This is a genomic window from Balneicella halophila, assembly GCF_003096835.1.
In the GTDB taxonomy this organism is placed as follows: Bacteria; Bacteroidota; Bacteroidia; order Bacteroidales; family Balneicellaceae; genus Balneicella; species Balneicella halophila.
The window spans coordinates 22,886-46,857 of sequence record NZ_QENZ01000003.1; the positions used below are offsets into that span (position 1 = coordinate 22,886).

The 23,972-nt window shown below is 36.3% G+C and carries 21 protein-coding genes; 9 read left to right on the plus strand and 12 right to left on the minus strand.

Annotation, left to right across the window (positions count from 1 at the left end; genetic code table 11):
- Positions 1-313 precede the first annotated feature (313 nt).
- On the minus strand, positions 314-2,023 hold the full coding sequence (gene lysS, locus C7377_RS00125) for a lysine--tRNA ligase (RefSeq protein ID WP_207778369.1): 1,710 nt from the start codon (positions 2,021-2,023) through the stop codon (positions 314-316).
- A 128-nt stretch (positions 2,024-2,151) separates the two neighbouring features.
- Between lysS and C7377_RS00130 the strand changes: the two genes are divergently transcribed.
- Genes C7377_RS00130 through cdaA form a run of 3 tightly spaced genes read left to right on the plus strand, consistent with a single transcriptional unit; the run spans position 2,152 to position 4,239 of the window.
- A complete protein-coding gene (locus tag C7377_RS00130; RefSeq protein ID WP_116495319.1) occupies positions 2,152-2,607 on the plus strand; it encodes a hypothetical protein in 456 nt (151 codons plus the stop codon).
- Positions 2,608-2,610: 3 nt separating this feature from the next.
- A complete protein-coding gene (gene folP, locus C7377_RS00135) occupies positions 2,611-3,435 on the plus strand; it encodes a dihydropteroate synthase (protein ID WP_116495320.1) in 825 nt (274 codons plus the stop codon).
- Between the two features lie 9 nt (positions 3,436-3,444).
- On the plus strand, positions 3,445-4,239 hold the full coding sequence (gene cdaA / locus C7377_RS00140) for a diadenylate cyclase CdaA (RefSeq protein WP_116495321.1): 795 nt from the start codon (positions 3,445-3,447) through the stop codon (positions 4,237-4,239).
- On the opposite strand, the gene C7377_RS00145 is transcribed toward cdaA, so the two are convergent.
- The 3 genes from C7377_RS00145 to feoB form a co-directional block, all read right to left on the minus strand.
- Positions 4,236-4,421 carry a hypothetical protein gene (locus C7377_RS00145; protein ID WP_243408279.1) on the minus strand — a complete coding sequence of 62 codons (186 nt, stop codon included), beginning with the start codon at positions 4,419-4,421 and terminating at the stop codon, positions 4,236-4,238. The genes cdaA and C7377_RS00145 overlap by 4 nt on opposite strands.
- Before the next feature lie 2 nt (positions 4,422-4,423).
- A complete protein-coding gene (locus tag C7377_RS00150; protein WP_116495323.1) occupies positions 4,424-5,065 on the minus strand; it encodes a DUF4230 domain-containing protein in 642 nt (213 codons plus the stop codon).
- A gap of 238 nt (positions 5,066-5,303) precedes the next feature.
- Complete coding sequence (gene feoB / locus C7377_RS00160) at positions 5,304-7,802, minus strand: ferrous iron transport protein B (protein ID WP_116495325.1); 2,499 nt, start codon at positions 7,800-7,802, stop codon at positions 5,304-5,306.
- A 189-nt stretch (positions 7,803-7,991) separates the two neighbouring features.
- Between feoB and tpx the strand changes: the two genes are divergently transcribed.
- Together tpx and C7377_RS00170 are read left to right on the plus strand one after the other, a co-directional pair.
- Positions 7,992-8,501, plus strand: coding sequence for a thiol peroxidase (tpx, locus tag C7377_RS00165; protein WP_116495326.1), 510 nt, complete (start codon positions 7,992-7,994; stop codon positions 8,499-8,501).
- A 123-nt stretch (positions 8,502-8,624) separates the two neighbouring features.
- Complete coding sequence (locus C7377_RS00170) at positions 8,625-10,454, plus strand: glycoside hydrolase family 13 protein (protein ID WP_116495327.1); 1,830 nt, start codon at positions 8,625-8,627, stop codon at positions 10,452-10,454.
- Between the two features lie 87 nt (positions 10,455-10,541).
- Here C7377_RS00170 and C7377_RS00175 read toward each other — a convergent pair whose 3' ends face one another.
- The 4 genes from C7377_RS00175 to C7377_RS00190 all read right to left on the minus strand — a co-directional run bounded on the left by C7377_RS00175 (position 10,542) and on the right by C7377_RS00190 (position 15,777).
- Positions 10,542-12,770, minus strand: coding sequence for an NADP-dependent isocitrate dehydrogenase (locus C7377_RS00175; protein ID WP_116495328.1), 2,229 nt, complete (start codon positions 12,768-12,770; stop codon positions 10,542-10,544).
- Positions 12,771-12,820: 50 nt separating this feature from the next.
- The gene (locus C7377_RS00180) at positions 12,821-14,623 is read right to left on the minus strand and encodes a DNA polymerase III subunit gamma/tau (protein ID WP_116495329.1); all 1,803 of its coding nucleotides are present in this window, start codon (positions 14,621-14,623) and stop codon (positions 12,821-12,823) included.
- 161 nt (positions 14,624-14,784) lie between these two features.
- Positions 14,785-15,171 carry a thioesterase family protein gene (locus tag C7377_RS00185; RefSeq protein WP_116495330.1) on the minus strand — a complete coding sequence of 129 codons (387 nt, stop codon included), beginning with the start codon at positions 15,169-15,171 and terminating at the stop codon, positions 14,785-14,787.
- Between the two features lie 6 nt (positions 15,172-15,177).
- The gene (locus tag C7377_RS00190; protein WP_116495331.1) at positions 15,178-15,777 is read right to left on the minus strand and encodes a DUF3109 family protein; all 600 of its coding nucleotides are present in this window, start codon (positions 15,775-15,777) and stop codon (positions 15,178-15,180) included.
- A gap of 92 nt (positions 15,778-15,869) precedes the next feature.
- Here C7377_RS00190 and C7377_RS00195 point away from each other — a divergent pair, with 92 nt between their 5' ends.
- Positions 15,870-16,550: an SIR2 family NAD-dependent protein deacylase gene (locus tag C7377_RS00195; protein WP_116495332.1), complete on the plus strand. Its 681-nt coding sequence runs from the start codon at positions 15,870-15,872 to the stop codon at positions 16,548-16,550.
- A gap of 76 nt (positions 16,551-16,626) precedes the next feature.
- Positions 16,627-17,502, plus strand: coding sequence for a hypothetical protein (locus C7377_RS00200; RefSeq protein WP_116495333.1), 876 nt, complete (start codon positions 16,627-16,629; stop codon positions 17,500-17,502).
- Positions 17,503-17,534: 32 nt separating this feature from the next.
- Here the strand turns inward: C7377_RS00200 and C7377_RS00205 are convergent, their stop codons facing one another.
- Positions 17,535-18,869: an MATE family efflux transporter gene (locus tag C7377_RS00205; protein ID WP_116495334.1), complete on the minus strand. Its 1,335-nt coding sequence runs from the start codon at positions 18,867-18,869 to the stop codon at positions 17,535-17,537.
- Positions 18,870-19,023: 154 nt separating this feature from the next.
- On the opposite strand from C7377_RS00205, the gene C7377_RS00210 reads away from it, so the two are divergent.
- Together C7377_RS00210 and elbB are read left to right on the plus strand one after the other, a co-directional pair.
- Positions 19,024-19,215 carry a cold-shock protein gene (locus tag C7377_RS00210; RefSeq protein WP_116495335.1) on the plus strand — a complete coding sequence of 64 codons (192 nt, stop codon included), beginning with the start codon at positions 19,024-19,026 and terminating at the stop codon, positions 19,213-19,215.
- A gap of 145 nt (positions 19,216-19,360) precedes the next feature.
- Positions 19,361-20,008 carry an isoprenoid biosynthesis glyoxalase ElbB gene (gene elbB / locus C7377_RS00215; RefSeq protein ID WP_116495336.1) on the plus strand — a complete coding sequence of 216 codons (648 nt, stop codon included), beginning with the start codon at positions 19,361-19,363 and terminating at the stop codon, positions 20,006-20,008.
- Between the two features lie 3 nt (positions 20,009-20,011).
- Here the strand turns inward: elbB and C7377_RS00220 are convergent, their stop codons facing one another.
- From C7377_RS00220 to sucC, 3 genes are all read right to left on the minus strand, one after another.
- Complete coding sequence (locus C7377_RS00220) at positions 20,012-21,610, minus strand: ArnT family glycosyltransferase (RefSeq protein WP_116495337.1); 1,599 nt, start codon at positions 21,608-21,610, stop codon at positions 20,012-20,014.
- Between the two features lie 279 nt (positions 21,611-21,889).
- Positions 21,890-22,765 carry a succinate--CoA ligase subunit alpha gene (gene sucD / locus C7377_RS00225; RefSeq protein WP_116495338.1) on the minus strand — a complete coding sequence of 292 codons (876 nt, stop codon included), beginning with the start codon at positions 22,763-22,765 and terminating at the stop codon, positions 21,890-21,892.
- 7 nt (positions 22,766-22,772) lie between these two features.
- Positions 22,773-23,930 carry an ADP-forming succinate--CoA ligase subunit beta gene (gene sucC / locus C7377_RS00230; protein ID WP_116495339.1) on the minus strand — a complete coding sequence of 386 codons (1,158 nt, stop codon included), beginning with the start codon at positions 23,928-23,930 and terminating at the stop codon, positions 22,773-22,775.
- Positions 23,931-23,972: the final 42 nt, after the last annotated feature.

Consider the following 23,972-nt stretch of genomic DNA (forward strand, 5'->3'; position numbering starts at 1 on the left):
ATTTTATTATTAATTGGGAAAAAAATTAAATAAAACTCAAATGAATAATGACTATAATTAATTGATTGCTCTTCTTACTTCTGAAAATTCTCGAGGATAATCACTTTATTATCTATTTGTAAAGGCTAAATCTAAACCATGTAACTACTTATAGCCAAAGCGCTGTACTCTGATGGCTAAAGCATAAAAAAATTTGTAACAAAACTTCTTGAAGAAGATACTTCACTTCGTTCAGTATTTCAACAACTATTTTCCAAACACAAAAAAAGTCCCTCTATGAAAGAGACTTTTATCATTTATAAGATTTCAATACTTAGCTTAACCACTTTTCTACATCTTCTAACTGCAATGCAGGGATGTCAAGTTTGTTTTTCTTACGTAAGCCATTCAATTTTTGATGTATCTGTGTTGTTTTCATCTCTTTCATCCCTTCTACGGATTTGTACTCTTGTAAAGCGAGAGATGCCCATTCTGTAGGAACACCTTCTTTCACAAAATCCTCTGGAGTTGCAGGTTTCACTATTTTTTCTGGCTTCATCTGTGGAAATAACAATACTTCCTGAATAGAAGCATTATTCGTCATCATCATCACTAAGCGGTCTATTCCTATCCCAATACCCGAGGTTGGTGGCATACCGTACTCCAATGCACGCAGGAAATCTTGGTCAATAAACATCGCCTCGTCATCGCCTTTCTCAGAAAGTTTCAGCTGGTCTTCAAATCGCTCTCTTTGGTCTATTGGGTCGTTCAACTCGGAATAGGCATTTGCCACTTCGCTACCGTTTACCATCAACTCAAAACGCTCCGTCAATCCTTCTTTTTCACGGTGTGCTTTCGTAAGCGGGCTCATTTCTTTCGGGTAATCAATAATGAATGTTGGCTGTACATAATGATGTTCGCACTTTTCTCCGAAAATTTCATCTACCATCTTACCGACACCCATCGTTTCATCCGCTTCAATGCCTAAATTTTTGCACACTTGGCGAAGTTCCTCTTCATTCATTCCGTAAACATCATATCCGGTGTGTTCTTTTATGGCATCTAAAATCCCCACACGCTTAAATGGTGCCTTAAAGCTAATTTCCTTATCGCCCAACTTCACCTCTGTAGTACCATGAACTTCTAAAGCAATTTTTTCCAATAATTGCTCTGTGAACTCCATCATCCACTTGTAGTCTTTGTAAGCAACATACAGTTCCATCACTGTAAACTCAGGATTGTGCGTACGATCCATTCCTTCATTTCTGAAGTTCCTTGAAAATTCATACACTCCTTCGAATCCTCCTACTATCAATCTCTTAAGATAGAGTTCGTTTGCAATTCTTAAATATAAAGGAATATTCAGTGCGTTATGATGTGTCTCAAAAGGACGAGCTGCCGCTCCTCCCGGAATTGCTTGCAAAACTGGTGTATCCACTTCCAAATATCCTTGTTCGTTGAAAAAACGACGCATGGTATCAATTATTTTGGTCCGCTTCACAAAAATATCACGTACATGAGGATTCACAATTAAATCCACATAGCGCTGACGGTAACGCATTTCCAAGTCGGTAAACGCATCATGTACATTGCCGTCTTTATCTTCTCGGGGCATTGGAAGAGGGCGTAAAGACTTCGAAAGTAATACCAATTCCTCAGCATGTACTGATTTCTCACCTACCTTAGTCGTAAATTCATAGCCCTTTATCCCAATAATATCTCCGATATCCAATAACTTTTTAAACACAGTATTGTAGAGTGTCTTGTCCTCGTCCTTGCAAATACTATCACGCGCTATATAAACTTGCACCCGACCTTCTGTATCTTGCAACTCAATAAAGGAAGCCTTTCCCATAATACGACGAGTCATCATACGCCCTGCTATAACAACCTCTTTCCCCTCTTCATAATTTTCTTTAATATCTTTAGACGTTGCTGTTGTCACAAATTCTGCTGCGGGATAAGGCTCTATTCCTAAGTCCCTAATTGCTTGTAGAGATTTTCTTCTGATAATCTCTTGCTCTTTCAACCCAATATTCTCCATAGTGTATTTTGTTATTTGAATCGTACGGATGCAAAGATAAAAATAATGTGTTATTTAAGCCTGTATTTAATACAGGCTTTATCTATAATTTATATCTTTGGTTTTTAAAACTTATGACTTGAACTATTATGAACGAAAATGTAGCTCCCTCAACCCCTTTAATTTTGTCAGAAAATTCTATAAGTTATCTAAATACAACACGAAAGTGGGCTAAGTTTCTATCGATATTAGGTTTTGTATTTACAGGTTTGTTTTTATTAATTGCTATCGGATTAATTTTCGGTGGGCTTTTTGTCGGTAGTATCGATGAAAGTCCTTTTCCGCTTGTATTATTAGGTCTTATATATTTTGTTATGTCAGGAGTGTACTTAATCCCTATCTGGTACTTGTTCAAATTCTCCAAAAATCTTGAAAAGATGTATTTGTATAGAGATAATTTTTTAGTTGAAGAAGCGTTTCGTTATCAAATGGCATTTTATCGTTTTATAGGAATCTTCACTATTGTTATATTAGCAATATATCTTGTTCTGATTATAATAGGGCTCTTAGCAGGCTTTGGATATTTCATGTCTCAATTATCATAAAAAATGCAAGTAGGTAAACAACATATAGATTTGAGTAGTCCTAAAGTGATGGCAATTGTAAACCTCACTCCCGATTCTTTTTTTGACGGAGGACGCTATATTAAAACCGAAGCAGTACATCATCGCATTGAAAAAGTGATAGAGGAAGGTGCTGATATTATAGACTTAGGAGCCTACTCTACCCGACCGGGTGCTGCCAAAGTAGATTTAGAAGATGAATGGAAACGCTTAGTTCCTGCACTCTCTTTTATCAGAAAAAACTACAAAAACATTCCTATTTCCATTGATACATTCCGTGCTGAGATAGCAGACAGAGTACTCAAGTATTTCGGTTCTTTCATTGTAAATGATATTTCTGCAGGAACTTTAGACAAAAACTTATTTAGTTGGGTAGGTGAACACAAAATGCCATATATCCTGATGCACATCAAAGGGACTCCGCAAGATATGCAACAAAATCCTGTATATGATGATGTCGTTTCGGAAGTTTATGACTTTTTGAAAGAGAAGCTAAGCCAACTTAGAGATTTGGGAGCAGGGGATGTCATTATCGATTTAGGATTTGGATTTGGAAAAACTATTACACATAATTATCAACTCCTACGTGAAATTAAGGCTTTTGATTCTCTACAATGCCCTATGCTAGTGGGTATTTCCCGAAAATCTATGATATACAAACTGCTAAACACTGAAGCTAAAGAAGCACTCAATGGTACCACCGTTTTAAATACGATGGCATTGGAGCGTGGTGCAAAAATACTAAGGGTTCATGATGCAAAAGAAGCAAAAGAGGCTGTCGCATTAGTCTCTGCCATGCAAAATGCTTAACTTTGCCATATGGTATCCGCTTTTATAGATATGGGATTATGGGATGTGGTAGATATTCTGCTAGTAGCCTTATTACTACTACAGATATATTTGCTCATTCGAAAGACTGTCGCTATACATATTTTCTTAGGGATATTTTTACTGTATTTTCTTTGGTTTATTGTTCGCGCTCTTAATTTAGAATTATTAAGCAGTTTCCTAGGACAATTTTTTGAATTTGGTGTCTTAGCACTTATTGTCGTCTTCCAGCCGGAAATTCGTAAATTTTTCCTAATACTCGGTACTAAATATAACCTAAGTGAACGCTTGCCAAAGGGATTCTTCCGATTTGAACGTAAAATCAACATGACCGAGGAAAATGCTGAAACTATTTCCCGTGCCTGTGCACACATGAGCGCAAACGATACTGGAGCACTTATCGTTATTGCTCATGAAGCTGATTTAAGTGAATATATCTCAAGCGGTGTAGCCATGGATTCACATATTTCTTCTTCTGTTTTAGAAACCATTTTTTACAAATCGACTCCTTTGCACGACGGTGCTGTAATTATTGAAGGCAGTAAAATTAAAGCTGCTCGTTGTATTTTACCGGTCACTGCTGCTAAAATAAAATCAAATATCGGGTTGCGACACAGAGCTGCCATAGGACTTTCAGAGCAATCTGATGCTCACGTAATCACCGTCTCCGAGGAAAATGGATATATTTCTTATACTCAAGATGGTGCTATGGAGAGAGATATCTCTCGTGTAAGACTCAAGGAATTACTCCTTACCGGTGGCGAAGGATTCCAATCTAAGAATTAATCTCTGGGGGTTCGTGCCATTTTGTCTTGCGAAGTGGCACAAGTGATTCCTTTTTCTTTCAGCTTTTCATTCCTACCAATGTGCAGTTCAGGGAATCTACCGTTTTTTCTTATAATCATACTAATCGCTAGGCCTATAACGGCAATGGCGACTAATATAATTGCTAATATAAATACTTTCATGATCATTCTTCTTTATTTGTTTTCTTAGCGATCTTCTTGACTGGCTTACTTTCTTGCAAAAATTTCATCTGCAAATGCCAACCCATTGATTGCGCTAGATACTCAACTAAATCTAAGGCTTCAATCGCTTGTTTATTTGCTAATGTAGCTAGATTACTCTCTTCTATTTTCTCACTAATGGTTTCTTTTGCAAGTTGATTGAGTTCTGTAAAATTGCGCGTAGAAAACTTATTAAATCCTGTTTCTTGAACATCATAGTATTGAATATTTGTATCAATACTAATGACCTCCGGATCTGGGAAATTTTCTATAATTATACGACGCTTCTCCTCCTCAACCCGTACATCCATTTTATTCAAATCGAAACCGACTAATGCTATCGCATCTACCAACACCAAGGCTTTCTTTTCAAAAGGAATCATTTTAAAAAAGCGTTTCGAATCTTGATAATTCACGATTTCTTTGAAAGTTCCCTGTACTGTAGCCAACTTACATATCGTATTGATTTTCTCTAGCAATACGCTTGCAGCTACCTTTGGTTTTTGATTTCTTTTATTGAAAAAATAGTTACGTATTTCTATTCCTAGAAAGACAAAAAGCAGTACTATTAAAGTAATTAATATAATCTCAATCATTGAATCCATTGCATTTTCACAGATTACAATACAATAATCTTGCTAAAATGCAAAGGTATAGGAAAATAGACAAATTATAACAACCTACAACTCTAATTCCGTTTCTGAAATTGCTTCTTAGCATCACAGCTGCAACTCCCGCAAAATCCATCATCTTTTGACTTAGTAAATATTGCCACAACTTGATAAACAACGTAAGCAATCGCAGCAAAAACAATAATGTATGTCAATATTTCTTGTATCATAATTAAAATAGTCCTGAAATTTGATAAAATCCTAAGGAAATAATATAAGCTAAGGCCGTGGTATACACTGCCAGAAACAATGCCCATTTCCAACTTGCTTCCTTAGCAGTCACAGCCAAGACTCCAATACATGGGAAGTAAATCAAAATAAACAGCATCAATGAAAAAGCCACTCTCGGAGTGTAAATCTTCTCTCCTCTTTTAGGTCCTGAGGCATAAGTAGAAGCTTTTAATTTGCTTTGTAATAATACGCTATCTTCTCCAACCTCTTCTCCTTCTTGATACAAAACACCTAGTGTACTGACAACGACCTCTTTGGCAGCTGCACCCGTCAATATCGCTACACTCATTTTCCAATCAAATCCTAGCGGTTGAAATGCAGGTTCCATTATTTTTCCAATACGTGCAATGTAGGTGTTCTCGAGCGCTTCCTCTTGCTCTGCATAGTTCAACGATTGTATCTGTTGTTCATACGAAGCTGTCAATTCTTCAATTTCTTCTTCCTCAGCATTAGTTAAAGTCTGTTCGTACAACTCGCTAATCTCTGTTCGCATTCCATCATAATCCATCGTATAATTTGTGGTGCGCGGGAAATACCCCAATGCCCAAACTATAATAGATGCAACTAATATGACTCCTGATATCTTCTTTAAATACTGTACACCCTTATTCCACATATGTTTAAGCAATGTCCTAGTGGTTGGCATTCTATAGGGTGGCAATTCCATTACAAAAGGAACGTCTGCTGAACGGAACAAGGTTTTCCGAAATACTCTTGCCATTATAATAGCTAATAATATTCCTATCGTATAAATAAGAAAGAGCATCATGGCAGGTCGCTTAGGGAAGAATGCACCAATAAGAAGCAAATATACGGGCAGTCTAGCACTGCATGACATAAATGGATTGATAAGCATCGTTATCATTCTATCTTTCCGATTGTTCAATGTACGTGTTGCCATAATGGCAGGCACATTACACCCAAAACCCATAACTAAAGGGATAAACGATCGCCCGTGTAAACCTATTTTGTGCATCATTTTATCCATAATGAAAACGGTACGCGCCATATAGCCCGTATCCTCCATCAATGAAATGAAGAAAAACAATATCATAATATTAGGCAGGAATACCAGCACACCTCCAACACCACCAATAATACCATCAACCAGCAAATCGCGGAGCGGACCATCTGTCATCTTATTTTGCATCCATTCAGCAAGTATCGCGACGCCATTTTCTATCCATTCCATCGGATATGCTCCTAAGGTAAATGTACAATAGAACGCAAAATACATAAATATCAAAAAAACGGGAAATCCAAACACTCTATTGGTTAAAATGTGATCAATTTTCTGAGTGTAAACATGCCTATCTACATCTTTTTCTTTGTAGCATTCTCTTAAAGCCCCAGAGATGAATCCATAGTGTGCATCAGTAAGCACAGTATTTACATCATCATTGTATGTTTCCTCAATTATTTTTTTATGTTTTGAAGCTTTTGCCTTTAGCTCCTCGTAATACTCGCTCTTCTCAAATACGTTTTGTAAAGACTTGTCTTCCTCCAGTAATTTTAAAGACAAAAAACGCGGTGATGCAAAAGAAACTAAATCAGCATCTTTTTTTATAATATTCTGTAATGCAACAATAGCATTTTCTACTTCAGTACCATAGTTGATATGAATATGACGAACAATACTTTCTTGATCTTCGTAAACCTTAACAACTCTCTCCATCAGCTCACTGATTCCTTTTCCTTTGGAGCTAATCGTCGGGACTATAGGCATACCTAAGAGCCTGCCCATTTCATCATAATCGAGTTCAGCTTTTAGTTTCTTCAACACATCAAACATGTTCAGCGCCATCACCACTTTCATATCCATGTCGATGAGTTGTGTCGTCAAAAACATATTGCGCTCTAGGTTCGAGGCATCCACTAAATTAATGACAATATCAGGTTTTTCCTGAATCAAATAATCCCTAACGTATCTTTCTTCAGGGCTATATGCCGTTAGTGAATAAGTACCCGGAAGATCTGCTATTACGATTCGGTAATCTTTATGTTTGAAGGTTGCTCTTTTAACCGATACAGTAACCCCAGAGTAATTACCTACTCGCTCGGAAGACCCAGATGCATGATTAAAAAAAGTAGTTTTACCTGCATTAGGATTACCAACCAGTGCAACATTTATCGTTTTCTCTTCTCGTTTTACCACCGTATTGAGTGATTCTGAAGAAAAAGTACCTTTAAAGTCTTCTTGAGGTTTTTCATAGGAATCAATAGGCACCACATCAATAAGTGAAGCTTCACTTGCACGCAATGACACTTCATAATTCATGATACGATACTCAATAGGATCTCTCAAGGGAGCATATCGTATGACCAATACTTCTTTACCCCTAATAAAACCCATCTCACTTAAGCGTCTTTTGAATGAGCCGTACCCTCTAACACCAACAATAACGCCCTTCTCTCCTTCTTTTAACTCTGATAAAACCATAGCCTATTTTCCTAAAATCGCAAAAATACTTATATAAATCACACATTTCAATACCTAAAAGTAGGTATATTTAGACTAAATAAAAAAAAGTTTGTGGAAATTATAACTTTCTGGCAACAGCATTTTGCATGTTTTTTGTATCTTTAGCTTTATATTTTTAATCATTAAAAAACAGAAAATTATAACATTATGGAAAAGATTTCTAAAGACATCACTTTTAAAGGTAATCCTATGCCTGTCGTTGGTAACGAAATAAAAGTTGGAGATAAAGCTCCTGATTTTACCGTATTGAAACCGGACCTTTCTCCTGTAAAATTATCAGATTTTGCCAGTGAGGTTGTCGTGATATCTGCAGCACCTTCTGTAGATACTGCTGTTTGTGCTACTCAAACTGCAAAGTTTAACCAAGCTGCAAATAAGGAAGGTATCAATGTCCTTTCTGTTTCTTGTGACCTGCCATTTGCTTTAGGTCGTTTCTGTGCAGCAGAGGGCATCGACAAAGCAATAACTGCTTCAGACCACAAAGATCTTGAGTTTGGTGAAAAGTACGGATTTATAATGGAACCATTGCGCTTATTGGCTCGTGGTGTAGTTGTTGTAGATAAGGAAGGCATTGTACAACACGTTGAGTATGTTCCAGAAGTTACAGATGAACCAGATTATGATGCAGCATTAGAAGCCGCAAAGAAAGCGAAGTAATTAGCTCAACATAAACTTTACAGAAAGGCAATTCATAATCTGAGTTGCCTTTCTATTTTTAGGTACATTGAAATTTCAGAAAATTCTATTTATTAGCTATATTCGTACCAAAAGCACAGCGATATGAAAAAGTTAGCATCCATTATTTTTCTTCTATTCAGTCAGACACTTTTTGCACAAACGAGTTTAGAACGTGTTGAACCTGCTTTTTGGTGGGCGGGTATGCAAAACAATGAACTACAACTGCTCGTGTATGGTCAGGATATAGCTAATCTTGATGTATCACTTGATTATCCGGGAGTGAAACTAAAACAAGTCATCAAAGTTGAAAACCCAAACTATTTGTTTCTCAACCTTGAATTGAATTCTAATGTGAATCCCGGGACATTCAATATATCATTCAAAGAAGACGATAAAATTCAACACAGTTATAAATATGAATTACGTGAGCGTGAGTCTGATTCAAGAGAACGAATAGGTTTTAACGCTACTGACGTAATGTATTTGATTGCACCCGACCGCTTTGTCAATGGAAATCCTGATAATGATGAAATAGCAGGAATGAAAGAAAAGAAAAACCGAAATTTTAATGGAGGCAGACACGGTGGCGATATTCAAGGCATTGTCAATAGTTTAGATTATATCTCTGAAATGGGTTTTACTGCAATTTGGCTGAACCCAGTACTTGAGAATGATATGAATGACTATTCTTACCATGGCTATGCAGCTACAGACTTTTATAAAGTAGATCAGCGCCTGGGCAGTAATGAAGAATATGTAAAGCTTTCATTAAAAGCCAAAGAAGAAGGTATCAAAATCATTATGGATATGATTGTAAATCATTGTGGCTCTGAGCACTGGTGGATGAATGATCTTCCCACTTCTGACTGGATTAATAACAATGGAAAGTTTTTCCAGACCTCACATAAACGACAGGTTAATGTAGATCCTTATGTTTCGAAATACGATAAATTCCATAACTCAGACGGGTGGTTTGTAGAAACCATGCCCGACCTCAACCAAAGGAATGAATTAATGGCTACTTATCTTATCCAAAATACAATCTGGTGGATAGAGTATGCACATCTTGACGGTATCCGAATGGATACTTGGCCCTATCCTGATAAAATTTTTATGAATGATTGGTGTGAAGCGGTTTTAGCAGAATATCCTTATTTTAATGTCGTGGGAGAAGAATGGACTGTAGAACCTGCTATTGTATCTTATTGGCAACAGGGCAAAGTGAATCTCGACAGTTATCATTGTAACTTGCCGAGTCTCATGGATTTCCCAATGCAAGAAGCAATCGTAGAAGGTGTAAAAAATGACGGAACGAAAACCTACGAAACCTTAGCGATGGATTTTCTGTATCCTTCACCTCAAAACTTGGTTGTTTTTCTTGATAATCATGATATGAGCAGAATTTTCACACAGCTAGATGAAGATTTTGACGCTTATAAAAGAGCTCTTGCATACTTGACAGTGCTACGTGGAACGCCCCAAATATTTTATGGGACTGAAATACTCATGAGCCATAAAGGCTCCGAAGATCATGGAGATATTCGTGCTGATTTCCCAGGAGGCTGGAAAGGCGACAAAATAAATGTCTTTACAGGAAAAGGATTAACGACACAACAGAAGGAAGCTCAAAACTTCATGAAAAATTTGTTGAACTGGAGAAAGAAAAAGGATGTAATTCATCACGGAAGAACCATGCAATTCGCTCCATTGTACGATGAAGAAGTCTATACACTCGCTCGCTATAACGATAAAGACTTAGTATTGTTAATCATGAATAATAGTGATGAAGAAGTAGCAGTCAAAACTTCTCGCTATGCAGAGCTAACTAAAGACTTAAATGCAATGATAGATGTTATTAAGGGGCAGAAAATAAATATTTCAGCAGAAACAGTTACTATCCCAGCAAATGGTTTTTTATTATTAGAGAAATAACGGTTTAAAACCGGAGAAACATTCTTATAAATAAAAAGAGACCGTATAAATACAGTCTCTTTTCGTTTAGATATTTATTTAAGCAACTTAAATGTTTGCAATAATTTCATTGAAGGTTGCACTTGGACGCATTGCTTTAGAAGCTAATTCATCATTTGGTTTGTAATACCCACCAATATCTTTAGGTTTACCCTCTGCATCCGCAATCTCTTGAAGTATTTTCTCTTCATTAGATTTCAATTGCTCAGCGATAGGAGCAAACTTTTCACTCAATTCTTTATCTTCGGTTTGTTTTGCCAATTCGTCAGCCCAATACTGCGTTAAGAAGAAATGACTACCGCGGTTATCCAACTCACCAGCTTTACGTGATGGAGATTTTTGATTTTCAAGATATTGAGAAACGGCTTTATCTAAAGCGTCAGACAATACTTTTGCCTTATCGTTATTGTACTTATCAGCTAAGTGTTCTAAAGATACTGTCAATGCTAAAAATTCTCCTAAAGAATCCCAACGCAAGTGACCTTCTTCTTGGAATTGCTGTACGTGCTTAGGTGCAGAACCTCCAGCTCCAGTTTCAAATAAGCCACCACCAGCAATCAAAGGAACAATAGACAGCATTTTAGCACTAGTTCCTAGCTCAAGAATAGGGAAAAGGTCAGTTAAGTAGTCACGTAATACGTTGCCTGTTACCGAGATTGCATTCTTCCCTGCTTTTACTTGTTCTAAGCTGAACTGCATAGCATCAACAGGAGTCATTATCCTGATATCTAGTCCTTCAGTATCATGATCTTTTAAATAAGTTTCTACTCGCTCTTTCATCAAGGCATCATGAGCTCTTTCCGGATTTAGCCAGAAGATGGTAGGATAACCTGTATTTTTTGCTCTATTTACTGCTAATTTAACCCAGTCTTGAACAGGGATATCTTTTGTTTGGCATCCTCTATAAATATCGCCTTCGCCTACATTGTGTTCCATAATAGTTTCTCCTTCACTATTAACAACACGAATTACACCATCTGCTGGTGCAACAAAAGTCTTGTCATGTGAACCATATTCCTCTGCTTTTTGAGCCATTAGACCTACATTAGAAACATTACCCATAGTAGCTGGATCTAAAGCTCCGTTTTTCTTACAGAAATCTACAACAACTTGGTAAGCTTTCGCATATGATCTATCTGGAATAATAGCTTTTGTCTCTTGTAACTCACCATCTTTATTCCACATCTTACCGCCATCACGGATAACTACTGGCATAGATGCATCGATAATAATATCGTTACCTGCATGAAGGTTAGTAATTCCTTTGTCAGAATTTACCATTGCTAAGTCAGGGTTCTTGTCATATACCGCTTTTATATCATCTTCTATTGCTTTTTTCTCATCAGCAGGAAGCGTTTCGATTTTCTTGTATAGGTCACCTAAACCTAGTTCTGGATTTACCCCTAATTTTTTGAAAGTGTCTGCATATTTCTCAAAAACGTCTTTGAAAAATACAGAAACAAAATGACCGAAAATAACAGGATCTGACACCTTCATCATTGTAGCTTTCAAGTGTACTGAAAATAAGGTGTCATTTTTCTTTGCATCCTCAATTTGTTCAGCAATAAATTTACGAAGTTCTTTTGCACTCATAAACGTTCCGTCCAACATTTCGCCTTTAATCAACTTCATGTTGTCTTTTAGAACTGTTACATTGCCTTGTTGGTCAACAAACTCATAGCGTACTACATCATCTTTATCCATGATGATAGATTTCTCATTTGCGAAGAAATCACCGCCTTGCATATGTGCAACATGTGCTTTGCTATCTTTATCCCAAGCACTAAGCTTCTTTGGATTTTTTTGAGCATATGCTTTTACAGAAGGTGCAACACGACGGTCTGAGTTTCCTTCACGAAGCACAGGATTCACTGCACTACCTAAACATACTGCATAGCGCTTACGCAATTCTTTTTCCTCTTCAGTCTTAGGTTCTTCAGGGAAATCTGGTAGGTTATAACCTTTTTTTTGCAATTCACTTATTGCAGCTTTTAACTGAGGAATTGAGGCACTAATATTTGGCAACTTTATGATGTTTGCATCTTCTTCCTTAACCAACTTACCTAAAAATGCTAACTCGTCATTAATTTTTTGTTCGTCAGTTAACACCTCAGGGAAATTTGCTATTATTCTTCCTGCCAAAGAAATGTCTCTCGTTTCTACATCTACCCCTGCAGTAGCTGTGAATGCTTCTACAACCGGTAAAAAAGAATGACTAGCCAAAGCCGGCGCCTCATCAATCTTAGTCCAAGTAATTTTGGGTTGCTGTGTTTTCATGATTTTCTAAAAGTTTATTGATTTTTTGAGTTTTTAATAAAAAAATATATTTATTCAAATTCTAATCCTAGTTCCGTTTTCAACTTTAATATGCTTTTATTTTTACTAATTAAATACAACAATTTATCCTTATCACCCATAGATTGTAAACTTCTGTCTTTATCTTCAGGTTCAATCAATTTTAAGCGAATATTTTTATTGTTTAGGGATTTTCTCCAATAATTTTCTAGTGGTATCTGATATCTCTGCAATAATTCTATTTCAAGCGAATTATTCACTTTAAGAAATATAAGGTCTTTGTCGAGTTTTAATGCATACGCTGTTAAAGTTGCTTTCACTCTTCTGTCCAAGTTGTTCTCAACTATATATTGAGTTAATGCTTCTGTCGCCTGTTCAACCGTAAAACTATCCTCTCCAATTTCGTTTTCTTTCAATCCTAGCTCAGAAGATTTTTGTTTCAACTTTTCAGCTTCTTCTTTTGGATTTGTAGCAGTTGATGTTGCTGTAGCGCCTATATTTTTAATAGATATAGATGGTATTTTCGTTTTTGATACTGCTTTAGGTTTTTGCTTGGTTTCCTTTTCAGTATTTACATTCTCTTTCTCCTCTTTCCTAGGAGATTCGGGGAGCCTTCTCTCACTTTCAGTTTTAGTAGATGTCGGTTTCGTTGTGCTCGCTTTATCAACTTGTTTTACAACTTTGCTATTCCCCTGTTGTAATACATCTACAGTGGGTTCAGTCTCAGAGGTTGTTATTTTTTTTTTTGAAAGATTACACAACTTGAGCAAGGCAAGCTCTACATGCAATCTTTTATTACGACTGGCCCGGTAGGTCATATCACAATCGTTAAGAATATCCAGAGCTTGAAAAAGATAATCAGCGCTGCAACGCTTTGCTTGTACTTGGTATTTCTCCTTCACACTATCACCAACTTCTAGAAGCATTAGAGATTGAGGATTTAAACTTACAAGCAAATCTCTCAAATGTGTTGCCATACCATTTAGAAAATACTGGGCATCAAAACCATTCTCAAGAATTTCATTGAATAATAATAAGGTATCCATTCCTCTATTTCCCAGCATAGCATCCACCATCTGAAAGTAATAATCATAATCTAATACATTCAGATTTTCGATGGTTTTTTCATAGCTAACATTACCTCCTGAAAAACTTACAATTTGGTCGAAAATAGACAACGCATCACGCATCGCCCCATCAGCTTTCAACGCTATTACGTTTAGTGCCTCAGGATCAGTGGCTACTCCCTCTTTATTAGCAACATACTGTAAATGGTTAACTATATCTTCTATTCGAATACGATTAAAGTCAAAAATCTGACATCTTGATAAGATAGTAGGAATGATTTTATGCTTCTCCGTAGTTGCAAGAATAAAAACAGCATGCTTTGGCGGTTCTTCCAATGTCTTTAAAAAAGCATTGAATGCTGACTTAGTCAACATATGCACCTCATCGATAATATATATACTGTAGTGTCCTAACTGGGGCGGAACGCGTACCTGATCTATCAATTGTCTGATATCATCAACACCATTATTCGAAGCAGCATCTAATTCGTGAATATTATAAGAACGATTTTCATTGAAGGCAACGCACGATTCGCATTGATTACAAGGCTCTGTTCCATCTTGTATATTACTACAATTAAGCGTCTTAGCAAAAATTCGAGCACAAGTTGTTTTACCAACTCCTCTTGGACCACAGAAAAGATAGGCATGAGCCAAATGCTTCTGTGCAATAGCATTTTTCAGCGTTGCCGTTATCAATGGCTGTCCTACCACTGATTCAAAAGTAGCAGGTCTATATTTTAGTGCTGAGACTATAAAGTCATTCATCTGTAGTCAATTTTAACTCAAAAATAACATAAAGATTTTAATTCAAGCATAGGGAAGCACTTCTTTGCAACGCCCCACAAAAAAACTACCCGTAAAACACTGATAACTAGTAATTTAAAACGGCAAATGTTGTATAGCAATTACTAAAATGCAGAAAAAATTTACTTTTTCAATCGGGCTACGAATTCTTCAGAATTTACAATATATCTTACGTGATCAGCAGTACCAATTTTACCCTCTTCATCAGAGGCTTCAATTTTAAAGAAAACCTTTTTTCCATCTACCTTAGTTACGATTGATTGACAATCCACTTTCTTCCCCGGTAAGGTTGCTTTTGTATGTTGTACGTTAATGCTAATACCTACCGTGCTATATCCCTCTGGAAGAAAAGATTCTATACTTCGGTATGCTGTATTCTCCATAAAAGAAATCATGGCGGGTGTAGCATACACTTCTGCCAACCCAGAACCATATTTTATAGCTGTGTCGTCTAAAGCAACTGTCCTTTTTTGCTGTAATGTAATACCTTCTTTTATTTTTACCTCCATAATATTTTATTTTTTCATTTGTATTGGATCTTGCTTCTCCAATTTTAAATATTCAGTTGCTACTTTATCCAACTCCTCATACCAATCCTCACCATATTTCCTAATTAAGGGGAGTTTCAAGAACTTATAAATAGGAAGTCCTCGCTTTGTTCCCAATATTCGTGCAACATTGCACATGGGTTGTATATCATAGTTCAAGCCTTCAAATTGACTATATTTTTTTGCCCGAATAGGATACAAAGCACAGGATATTGGCTTTTTGAAATCTACGGCTCCAGCCTCGTAAGCTCTTTCAATTCCACATAGTGCTACCCCTTCTTCATACACTGTAAAAGCACATTCCTTGTTAGCTCTCAAGGGTGTCACTAAATCACCTTCAAAATCAACAACAGCAACCCCTTGTTCTTCAATCGCTTTTATGCCTTCTTCTCTTAGAAAAGGCTTCACTTTGGGATATATTTCTTTAAGAATATCCTCTTCTTCAGATTCTAAGGGAGCACCTGAGTCACCTTCTTCACAGCAGACACCATGACATTTTGAAATATCACATAGAAACTTCTTTTCGATGATATCTAAACTAACTATGACATTTTTAATCTCAATCATAGTGCAAAGATAGTTAATTTTCATGCGGACGATGCAAGTAAAAATTCACAAAAAAATGTTAACTTTACGAATAGAATCCATAAATTAAAATCATGAAACATTTAGTCGTATTATCAGGTGCAGGAATTAGTGCAGAAAGTGGAATAAAAACCTTTAGAGATGCCGATGGTCTTTGGGAAGGCTACGATGTTATGGAGGTTGCCTCTCCTATTGGGTGGGAAAAAAAACCTGAATTGGTATTAAAGTTCTACAACGACAGACGCAGACAACTTTTAGAAGTGAAACCCAATACTGCCCATAAAACATTGAAGGAGCTAGAGAAAAACTTCAAGGTCAGCATCATCACGCAAAACGTTGATAATCTCCATGAGAGAGCTGGGTCGAAAAATGTCTTACACCTGCATGGCGAGTTATTAAAATCACGAAGCACAAAAAATGAGAAGCTTATTTATGATTGCGACAAAGATATTATGCTGGGTGACAAGGCGGAAGATGGCGGTCAATTACGTCCGCACATTGTTTGGTTTGGGGAAGCCGTTCCAGAAATGCATAAAGCTGCAAAAATCGTAGAAACGGCAGATATATTGCTCGTTATTGGAACATCCCTACAAGTTTACCCAGCAGCATCTCTTATTGACTATCTTCCTGATGGAAAACCTATTTACATCATCGATCCTAAACGGCACGAGGACAGACTGCTCGACCATGTGCATTTCATTGAAGATACAGCATGCAATGGAATTAAGGAATTTGCTGACTTGATGAGTAAATAAGTAGCTTTAGCACATTTGCTCAGTAAAGAATCTCTTTACGAATAAAATACAAGTGCAAATATAAAAACACAAAAAAATGTTAATTGCCATAGTTTTAGCACTTATTATAATCGTAGCTACAGTTTGGGGATTAATCAAACTTGTTAAATGGATTGCACTAAGAATAAACAGTACCTTACATGAAAATTCACAAAGAACCATAGAGGTATCTTTCCCCAATCCCGAAAAAGTCAATGACTTCAGATTTTATGAATACATAGAAGAAGAAGTTCCCTATAAACTTGAGCCAATCTATGCTGAAATGAAAAAGAAAGGTCTGAATATAAAACCTGAATTTAAGAGAGCTATTGCGTCAAAAATAAGGAATGGAACATTTAAAAACCCTCTAAATTTCAAGGAATATTTCGGCACCAATTTTGACTTTATCGGGATAAATTTCTTAAGGGGCACCGACGATCTCTTCAGCACCTTTCAAATCGAGCTGTGCTTTATTCAATACGGAAAGCTTGCAAGTATAAAAACCTATGATTTTATGCCTCCTGATGAAATATTTGAGAATAGACTATTTCAGGAAAATGTAGAATTATTGGGCTATAGAAAGGAGTGGATCGAGGACAATTACTTTAAGGATATATGGCACATATTCGACTTGCGAGATTTCCTCAACTCTAATTTGCTTATCCTCTGGGATGATGGAGTTGAAACTCTAAAAAAAGTGCTTGATAAGAATCAGATAACAGATTACAATATCTCAACCATAAAAATTCGAGAAGTTGCACAGGCAAATCATTTGCCTGATTCCATTGACTCATTGTTAAATCACTTTCATTCAGACTTAACTATTGAAAATGATGAGTTATCAATGATTGTTTGTGAATTAGCTATGGAATTTACTATGAATGGTATTGATTTAGAAAACTATGTAAAAACCATGAACTCAAACAATAATTAAGGCAGATTAAGCTAATAATATCCTACTATTTTTTAACTGTTGAATGATTTATAAATTGTTCTAATGCGACTGTAAAAAAGCAAACCCGCGACAGCAAGCCCAAATATAAAACCATACCACAGCCCGACTGTACCCAAATCTAAGGTAAATGCTAAAAAATAACTAGTTGGCAAGTTTACAAGAATGTAAGCTACAAAAGAATAAATCATGGCATAGGTAACATCACCTAAACCTCTCAAAATACTGAGCATAACTACTTGCAACCCATCAAATACTTGAAAAATTGCAGTGGCAACTAAAAGTATTGCAGTAAGTGCTACAACGTTCTCATCTGTATTATAAAAATAAGGAAAATCATGCCTAAAAAGAAAAATCAACAGCCCTGATAGTCCCATAAATGCCAAAACAATGTGAGTAGATGCTGTTGCTGCTAACATCAAGCGTTTAAAATTCTGTTCTCCGTAATAATGAGAAACTCTTATAGTGGTTGCTGCTCCCACTCCTATGGCTAGCATAAAAGTCATGGAACTGATACCCATAGCAATCTGATGCGAAGCTAAAGAAATTACCCCCAACCATCCTGCCATGATACCACTTAATGCAAAAGCGGCAACTTCTAAAAACATCTGCATAGAAATCGGTAAGCCGAGTTTGAAAAGCTTACGAATATGAAGCCTGCTGTAATCCCTAAGGTCTATGTATTTTGTGATTCTATTGAATAAATTACGCCTCAAAAATATGGCATAAAAGCCCAATGCCATAAATATCCTAGATGTCAATGTTGCAAGACCAGCTCCTAACATTCCCAATTCTGGAAAACCCCATTTCCCAAAAATCAAGACATAGTTGAGGAAAATATTTAAAAAGTTCGCAAATAAGGTAACATACATTGCATTTTTGGTGTCCCCCAACCCCTCAGCAAATTGCTTATTGGTAAAAAACAAAGACAGTGGCAACAATGATAATAAAATAGTAACATAATAGGGTTTTGCCAAGCTAACGACCGCTGGGTCTTGCCCCATATTAGAGAAGAAAAAACTAATAACATACATCAGAATCATCAAACAGACTGCAATAACGATATTAATGATATACGCATTTGATAAAATCTTTGCTAATAATTTATATTGAGTTTTGTCCTCAACATGTCCTACAGCAGGTGTTAATCCTAAACTAAATCCCATGGCGAAAACCATTCCAAAAATAAAAATAGAATTGGCGAAAGCAATTGCAGCTAATTCAGTTGGACCTAAACGACCAACCATCATAATATCAGCCTGTTGTACTACTATTTGCCCTAACTGTGACAACACAATAGGAAAAGCTAACCGCAAGTTTCGTTTATAATATCCTAAATATTTTGTCATATCTTTTCCCAATATTGTCGCAAAAGTAGCAACTTTTATACAATTGCTATTAGGATTTAAAGGAACTTAAGGTTAAAATGAATTGAGTTATAGTAGAATTTAAAAGTTTTATCGTACATTGCATACGATTTAAATTATTTATCAAATTATTATAATGAAAACAGGAACAGTTAAATTCTTTAATGAAACTAAAGGGTTTGGATTTATTAAAGATTCAGAATCAGACAACGAGTATTTTGTACATGTATCAGGATTGATTGACAAAGTTAATGAAAATGATGAAGTAACTTTCGAGCTGCAAGAAGGCCGTAAAGGAATGAATGCAGTGAATGTAAAATTAGCTTAAATTCATTGTGAACAACACTAACATCGTTTGCATTTAGCAAACATATTGTCACAAGAGCTAAGCCACAAATTGTATTTGTGGTTTTTCTTTTTTATAGAATTTATTTATCTTTATTCCAATAGAAACAATAGAAAATTCAATAGTTATGAAAAAGAAAATAGCAGTAATTCTTGCCGGATGTGGCAAAGCAGATGGGAGTGAAATACATGAAGCGACTTTAACCCTTCTTGCCATAGACCAACAGCGAGCCGAGTATCATGCTTTTGCTCCAAACATCGACCAAAGAGATGTGATTAACCATATCACAGGAGACGAAATGCCTGAAAAAAGAAATGTACTCATCGAAGCTTCACGAATCACTCGAGGTGAAATTAAAGACTTAAAAGAATATGATGTGAAAGACTTTGATGCACTGGTATTGCCTGGTGGTTTTGGCGCAGCAAAAAATCTTTGCTCGTTTGCTGTTGATGGTGAAAATATGAACATCAATGAAGAAGTCACAAAAGCACTTCAACAAACTTACGAAGCTAAAAAACCTATCGGTGCACTTTGTATAGCACCAGTTATGGTAGCCAAAGCTTTGAAAGCTACGGTAACCTTAGGGCAAGATGATGATATTGCTAAAACCGTAGAAAATTGGGGTGGGAAACACAAAAAAACGACTCACGGAGAAATCGTCACTGATGAAGAAAAGAAAATAGTGACAACCCCTTGCTATATGCTAGATGCTAAAATATCAGATATTTATGAGGGAGCCACTAACCTAATCAAGAAGGTTTTAGAATTAGCCTAAAGTTTAACGGACAATAACAACGTATTTGCTCAAACTTTTATGATGATATTTATGCCCTTCTGGCTTACTATTATTATCATAATGACCAATCAGTTCATAATTACTTGGCAGATTATATTCCGTAGGTTTTTCATTGGTCAATAACATATAAGGAGGTTGCAAACCATCAAGGTTTTGCACCTCTTTTATTTTTCTTCCTGTCCACCAAATCAACTCTATACGTGTTTCTTCAAGTGCATAACCTGGTAGCCCTTCTAAACCCTGAATTTTTTGTACCTCCCCAATCGAATGAAATTGAGGGTTCAACATGTATTTTGAATTGGGAACGAAAAACAATATTGCCGACGACAATAAAAGAATAGCTCCTACAATTAAGATGTGCTTTTTATCACTACTCCAGACCTTCCATAATAGGTAAATACAAAACAGTGACATCAAACACACTCCTGCCACTGTTATCCATCCGACTACGGCTGTTCTATAAAATAACATATAAATTCCTATTGGCAGAGCCACCGCGACAATCATAAAAATCACAGTATGAATTTTCAGAATTACCGTATCCAAAGGCTTTTTATATCTTTCATAATCTTTAATTAAATAATAAAAATAACTTCCGACTAGGAATGATGCAGGAATAAATGTTGGCAATAAATAACGCACTTTCTTTTCTGGAATGATTGAAAGCAATAGTATTGATGCCACAGTCCAAAGCCAGAAAAACGAAAAGGCTTTCTTATCTCTTAGCTTGTTATAATTGTATTTTGTAAATAGACCTATTGCTAAGATTAAAGTCCATAAACCTGAATGAACAGGATAATCTTTGATATAATAATACCAGGGTTTTACATTGTAGGAGTGCCAATTATTAACCTCTCCCTCCAACACCTCCTTTGCTTCATTACCCAAAGACAACTGCAAGAAAACAAACCATGAAGCAGAGATTATAAAAGCAATTATAATGTAAATGGCAAGAGCAGCTCTTTTACTTTTACCAAATAATGGGCGGTATTGCCAGCAATATATGAGCACAAATGGCAGGAATAGTGCATAGAGTGAGACGGGACCTTTACTTAAGAATGCTGCGCCAAAAAGAATGCCTCCACATAAAGCATTTCGAAGTGGTCTTACCGATTGCAACATCGCAACAAACTGGACTATAGCAGCCAGCATAAAACTATGAGTATAAATATCCCAAGTTTCTCTACGCCCTAACATAACGACATACAGCATTCCTGCTAATGATATGGCTGATAGCATTGCCAACAATTTGTCATTTGTCAATCGTTTCACCAAACTATTCATAGAAAATAGTAACCAAATGGACATTAAAGCTGCTGGCAAGCGTAAAAAGAATAAATTTTTCAAACCAAATATGGATGCGGAAATAGCTGTAATCCAAGTTGGTAAGGGAGGTTTCTCAAGGCGTAAAACACCATTCATAGTTGGGTGTTGCCAATCACCAGATTGTAACATTTCTCTTACAGTGACTAAGTTTCTCGCCTCCATTATTTCTACTGCCATCGTATCTAAATTGACGATATATAGTAAAATACCTACAATGCAAATAATAATCTTATACCAGTATTCTCTCTGCTCCATAAATTTCTTTACTAATTGGTCTAAATAAAAAGTCCTTACAAATGTAGTAAGGACTTCTCATATATAGGTTACTTTATGTTTAAGAAACAACTAATTCGCTATTTTACATCTAAAAGAAATGAAAAATTATATCGAAAATTAAGAATCTCTTTAACTTATTATTTCTTTTTCATATATCTAATAATTGCTCTAACTATAAAGAATAAAGCTAATAGACAAATTACTGCCCAAATGGTCATTCCTATTCCTGAGTTCATAATAAATAACAAATTCAAACTTTTATCTTAAAACTTCTTTAACTTTTTTTCCTATATCAGCAGGAGATTTTACGACATAGATACCTGCTGCTTCCAATGCTTCCATCTTCGCCTCAGCAGTTCCTTTTCCTCCTGCAATAATAGCTCCTGCGTGCCCCATGCGTCTTCCTGGAGGTGCCGTTTGTCCAGCAATAAATGCTATCACTGGCTTTTTCACATTATCTTTGATGTAAGCTGCCGCTTCTTCTTCTGCATTTCCGCCAATCTCTCCAATTAAAACTATAGCTTCCGTCTCTGGGTCTTTATTGAGTAGTTTTACAGCATCAATATGTTTTGTTCCGATAATTGGATCACCGCCAATACCAATCGCTGTAGATTGACCGAGACCTTGCTCTACTAATTGATGCACTGCTTCGTAGGTTAATGTCCCTGAACGAGAAATCACTCCCACTGTTCCTTTTTTATGAATAAATCCCGGCATAATACCAACCTTTGCTTCACCTGGAGTAATCACACCTGGGCAGTTAGGTCCAATAAGTGTTACATCTTCTTTTTGATTTAATACGGCTTTTACCTTTACCATATCTCCCACAGGAATACCTTCTGTAATACAAATAATTACTTTTATTCCTGCATCTGCAGCTTCGAGAATAGCATCTGCAGCAAATGGTGGTGGCACAAAAATGACCGAAGTGTTTGCTTGCCTTTCATCTACGGCTTCTTTCACAGTGTTAAAAACAGGAATATCATTAAGAACTTTTTGTCCTCCTTTACCTGGAGTAACACCTGCTACTACATTTGTTCCATAATCAACCATTTGTTCTGTGTGAAACCCACCTTCAGAACCTGTTATTCCTTGTACGACTAATCGTGTATCTTTATTTACTAATACGCTCATTTCTAAATTATTTAATAGTTGATACTACTTTCTCTGCTGCCTCTTGTAATTCTTTGGCTGCTAGAATATTCATCCCTGATTGCTCTAAAATTTCTCTTGCTTCTTTAGCATTCGTACCCTGTAGACGTACTACGATAGGCATATCAGTCCCAATATTTTTAACAGCTTCTACGACTCCTCTCGCTACACGGTCACAACGCACGATACCTCCAAAAATATTGATGAGAATCGCTTTTACATTTTTATCCGATTGAATAATACGAAAACCTTGTTCTACGGTTTCTGCTGATGCTGTACCGCCAACATCTAAGAAGTTTGCTGGCTCAGCTCCGTTAAGTTTAATAATATCCATTGTTCCCATGGCTAATCCTGCACCATTAACCATACAACCAATATTTCCATCCAATTTCACATAATTAAGACCATATTTAGATGCTTCTACTTCTGTAGGTTCTTCTTCATCAAAGTCTCTCAGCTCTAGAACATCCTTATGACGAAATAGTGCATTTTCATCAAAATTCACTTTAGCGTCCAATGCAATTACATCTCCTGATTTTGTTACAACCAAAGGATTTATCTCAAACAATGCGGCATCCAAAGCTACATAAGCTTTATAAAGTGCTGCAAAGAATTTAGTACCACTTTTCATTGCGTTACCTTCAAGTCCCAAAGCAAAAGCCAGTTGTCTCGCTTGATAAGGCATGAGACCTACGGTTGGGTCTATAGCTACTTTTACAATTTTTTCTGGCGTTTCTTCTGCCACCTTTTCAATTTCCATTCCTCCTTCTGTAGAAACCATAAAGGTAACCTTCGAAGTTTCACGGTCTAATACGATTCCTGCATAAAGTTCCCTGTCGATATCAGAAGCTTCTTCTATCCATACTTTTTTTACATATTTCCCTTCAGGACCAGTCTGATGAGTTACCAAAGTCATCCCTAGGATATCATCGGCATACTGTTTCACTTCATCCGCTGTCTTAGCAAACTTCACTCCTCCTCCTTTACCTCTTCCCCCAGCATGAATTTGTGCTTTTACCACTACGGGTAAACCTACTTTTTCTGCAGCTGCTACAGCTTCTTCAACAGAAGATGCAACCTGTCCATTAGGTACAGCCACACCAAATTTTCTCAAGATCTCTTTTGCTTGATATTCGTGTATATTCATAAATTAGAAATTAAATATTTTTCTTTACAGTCGATAAATATA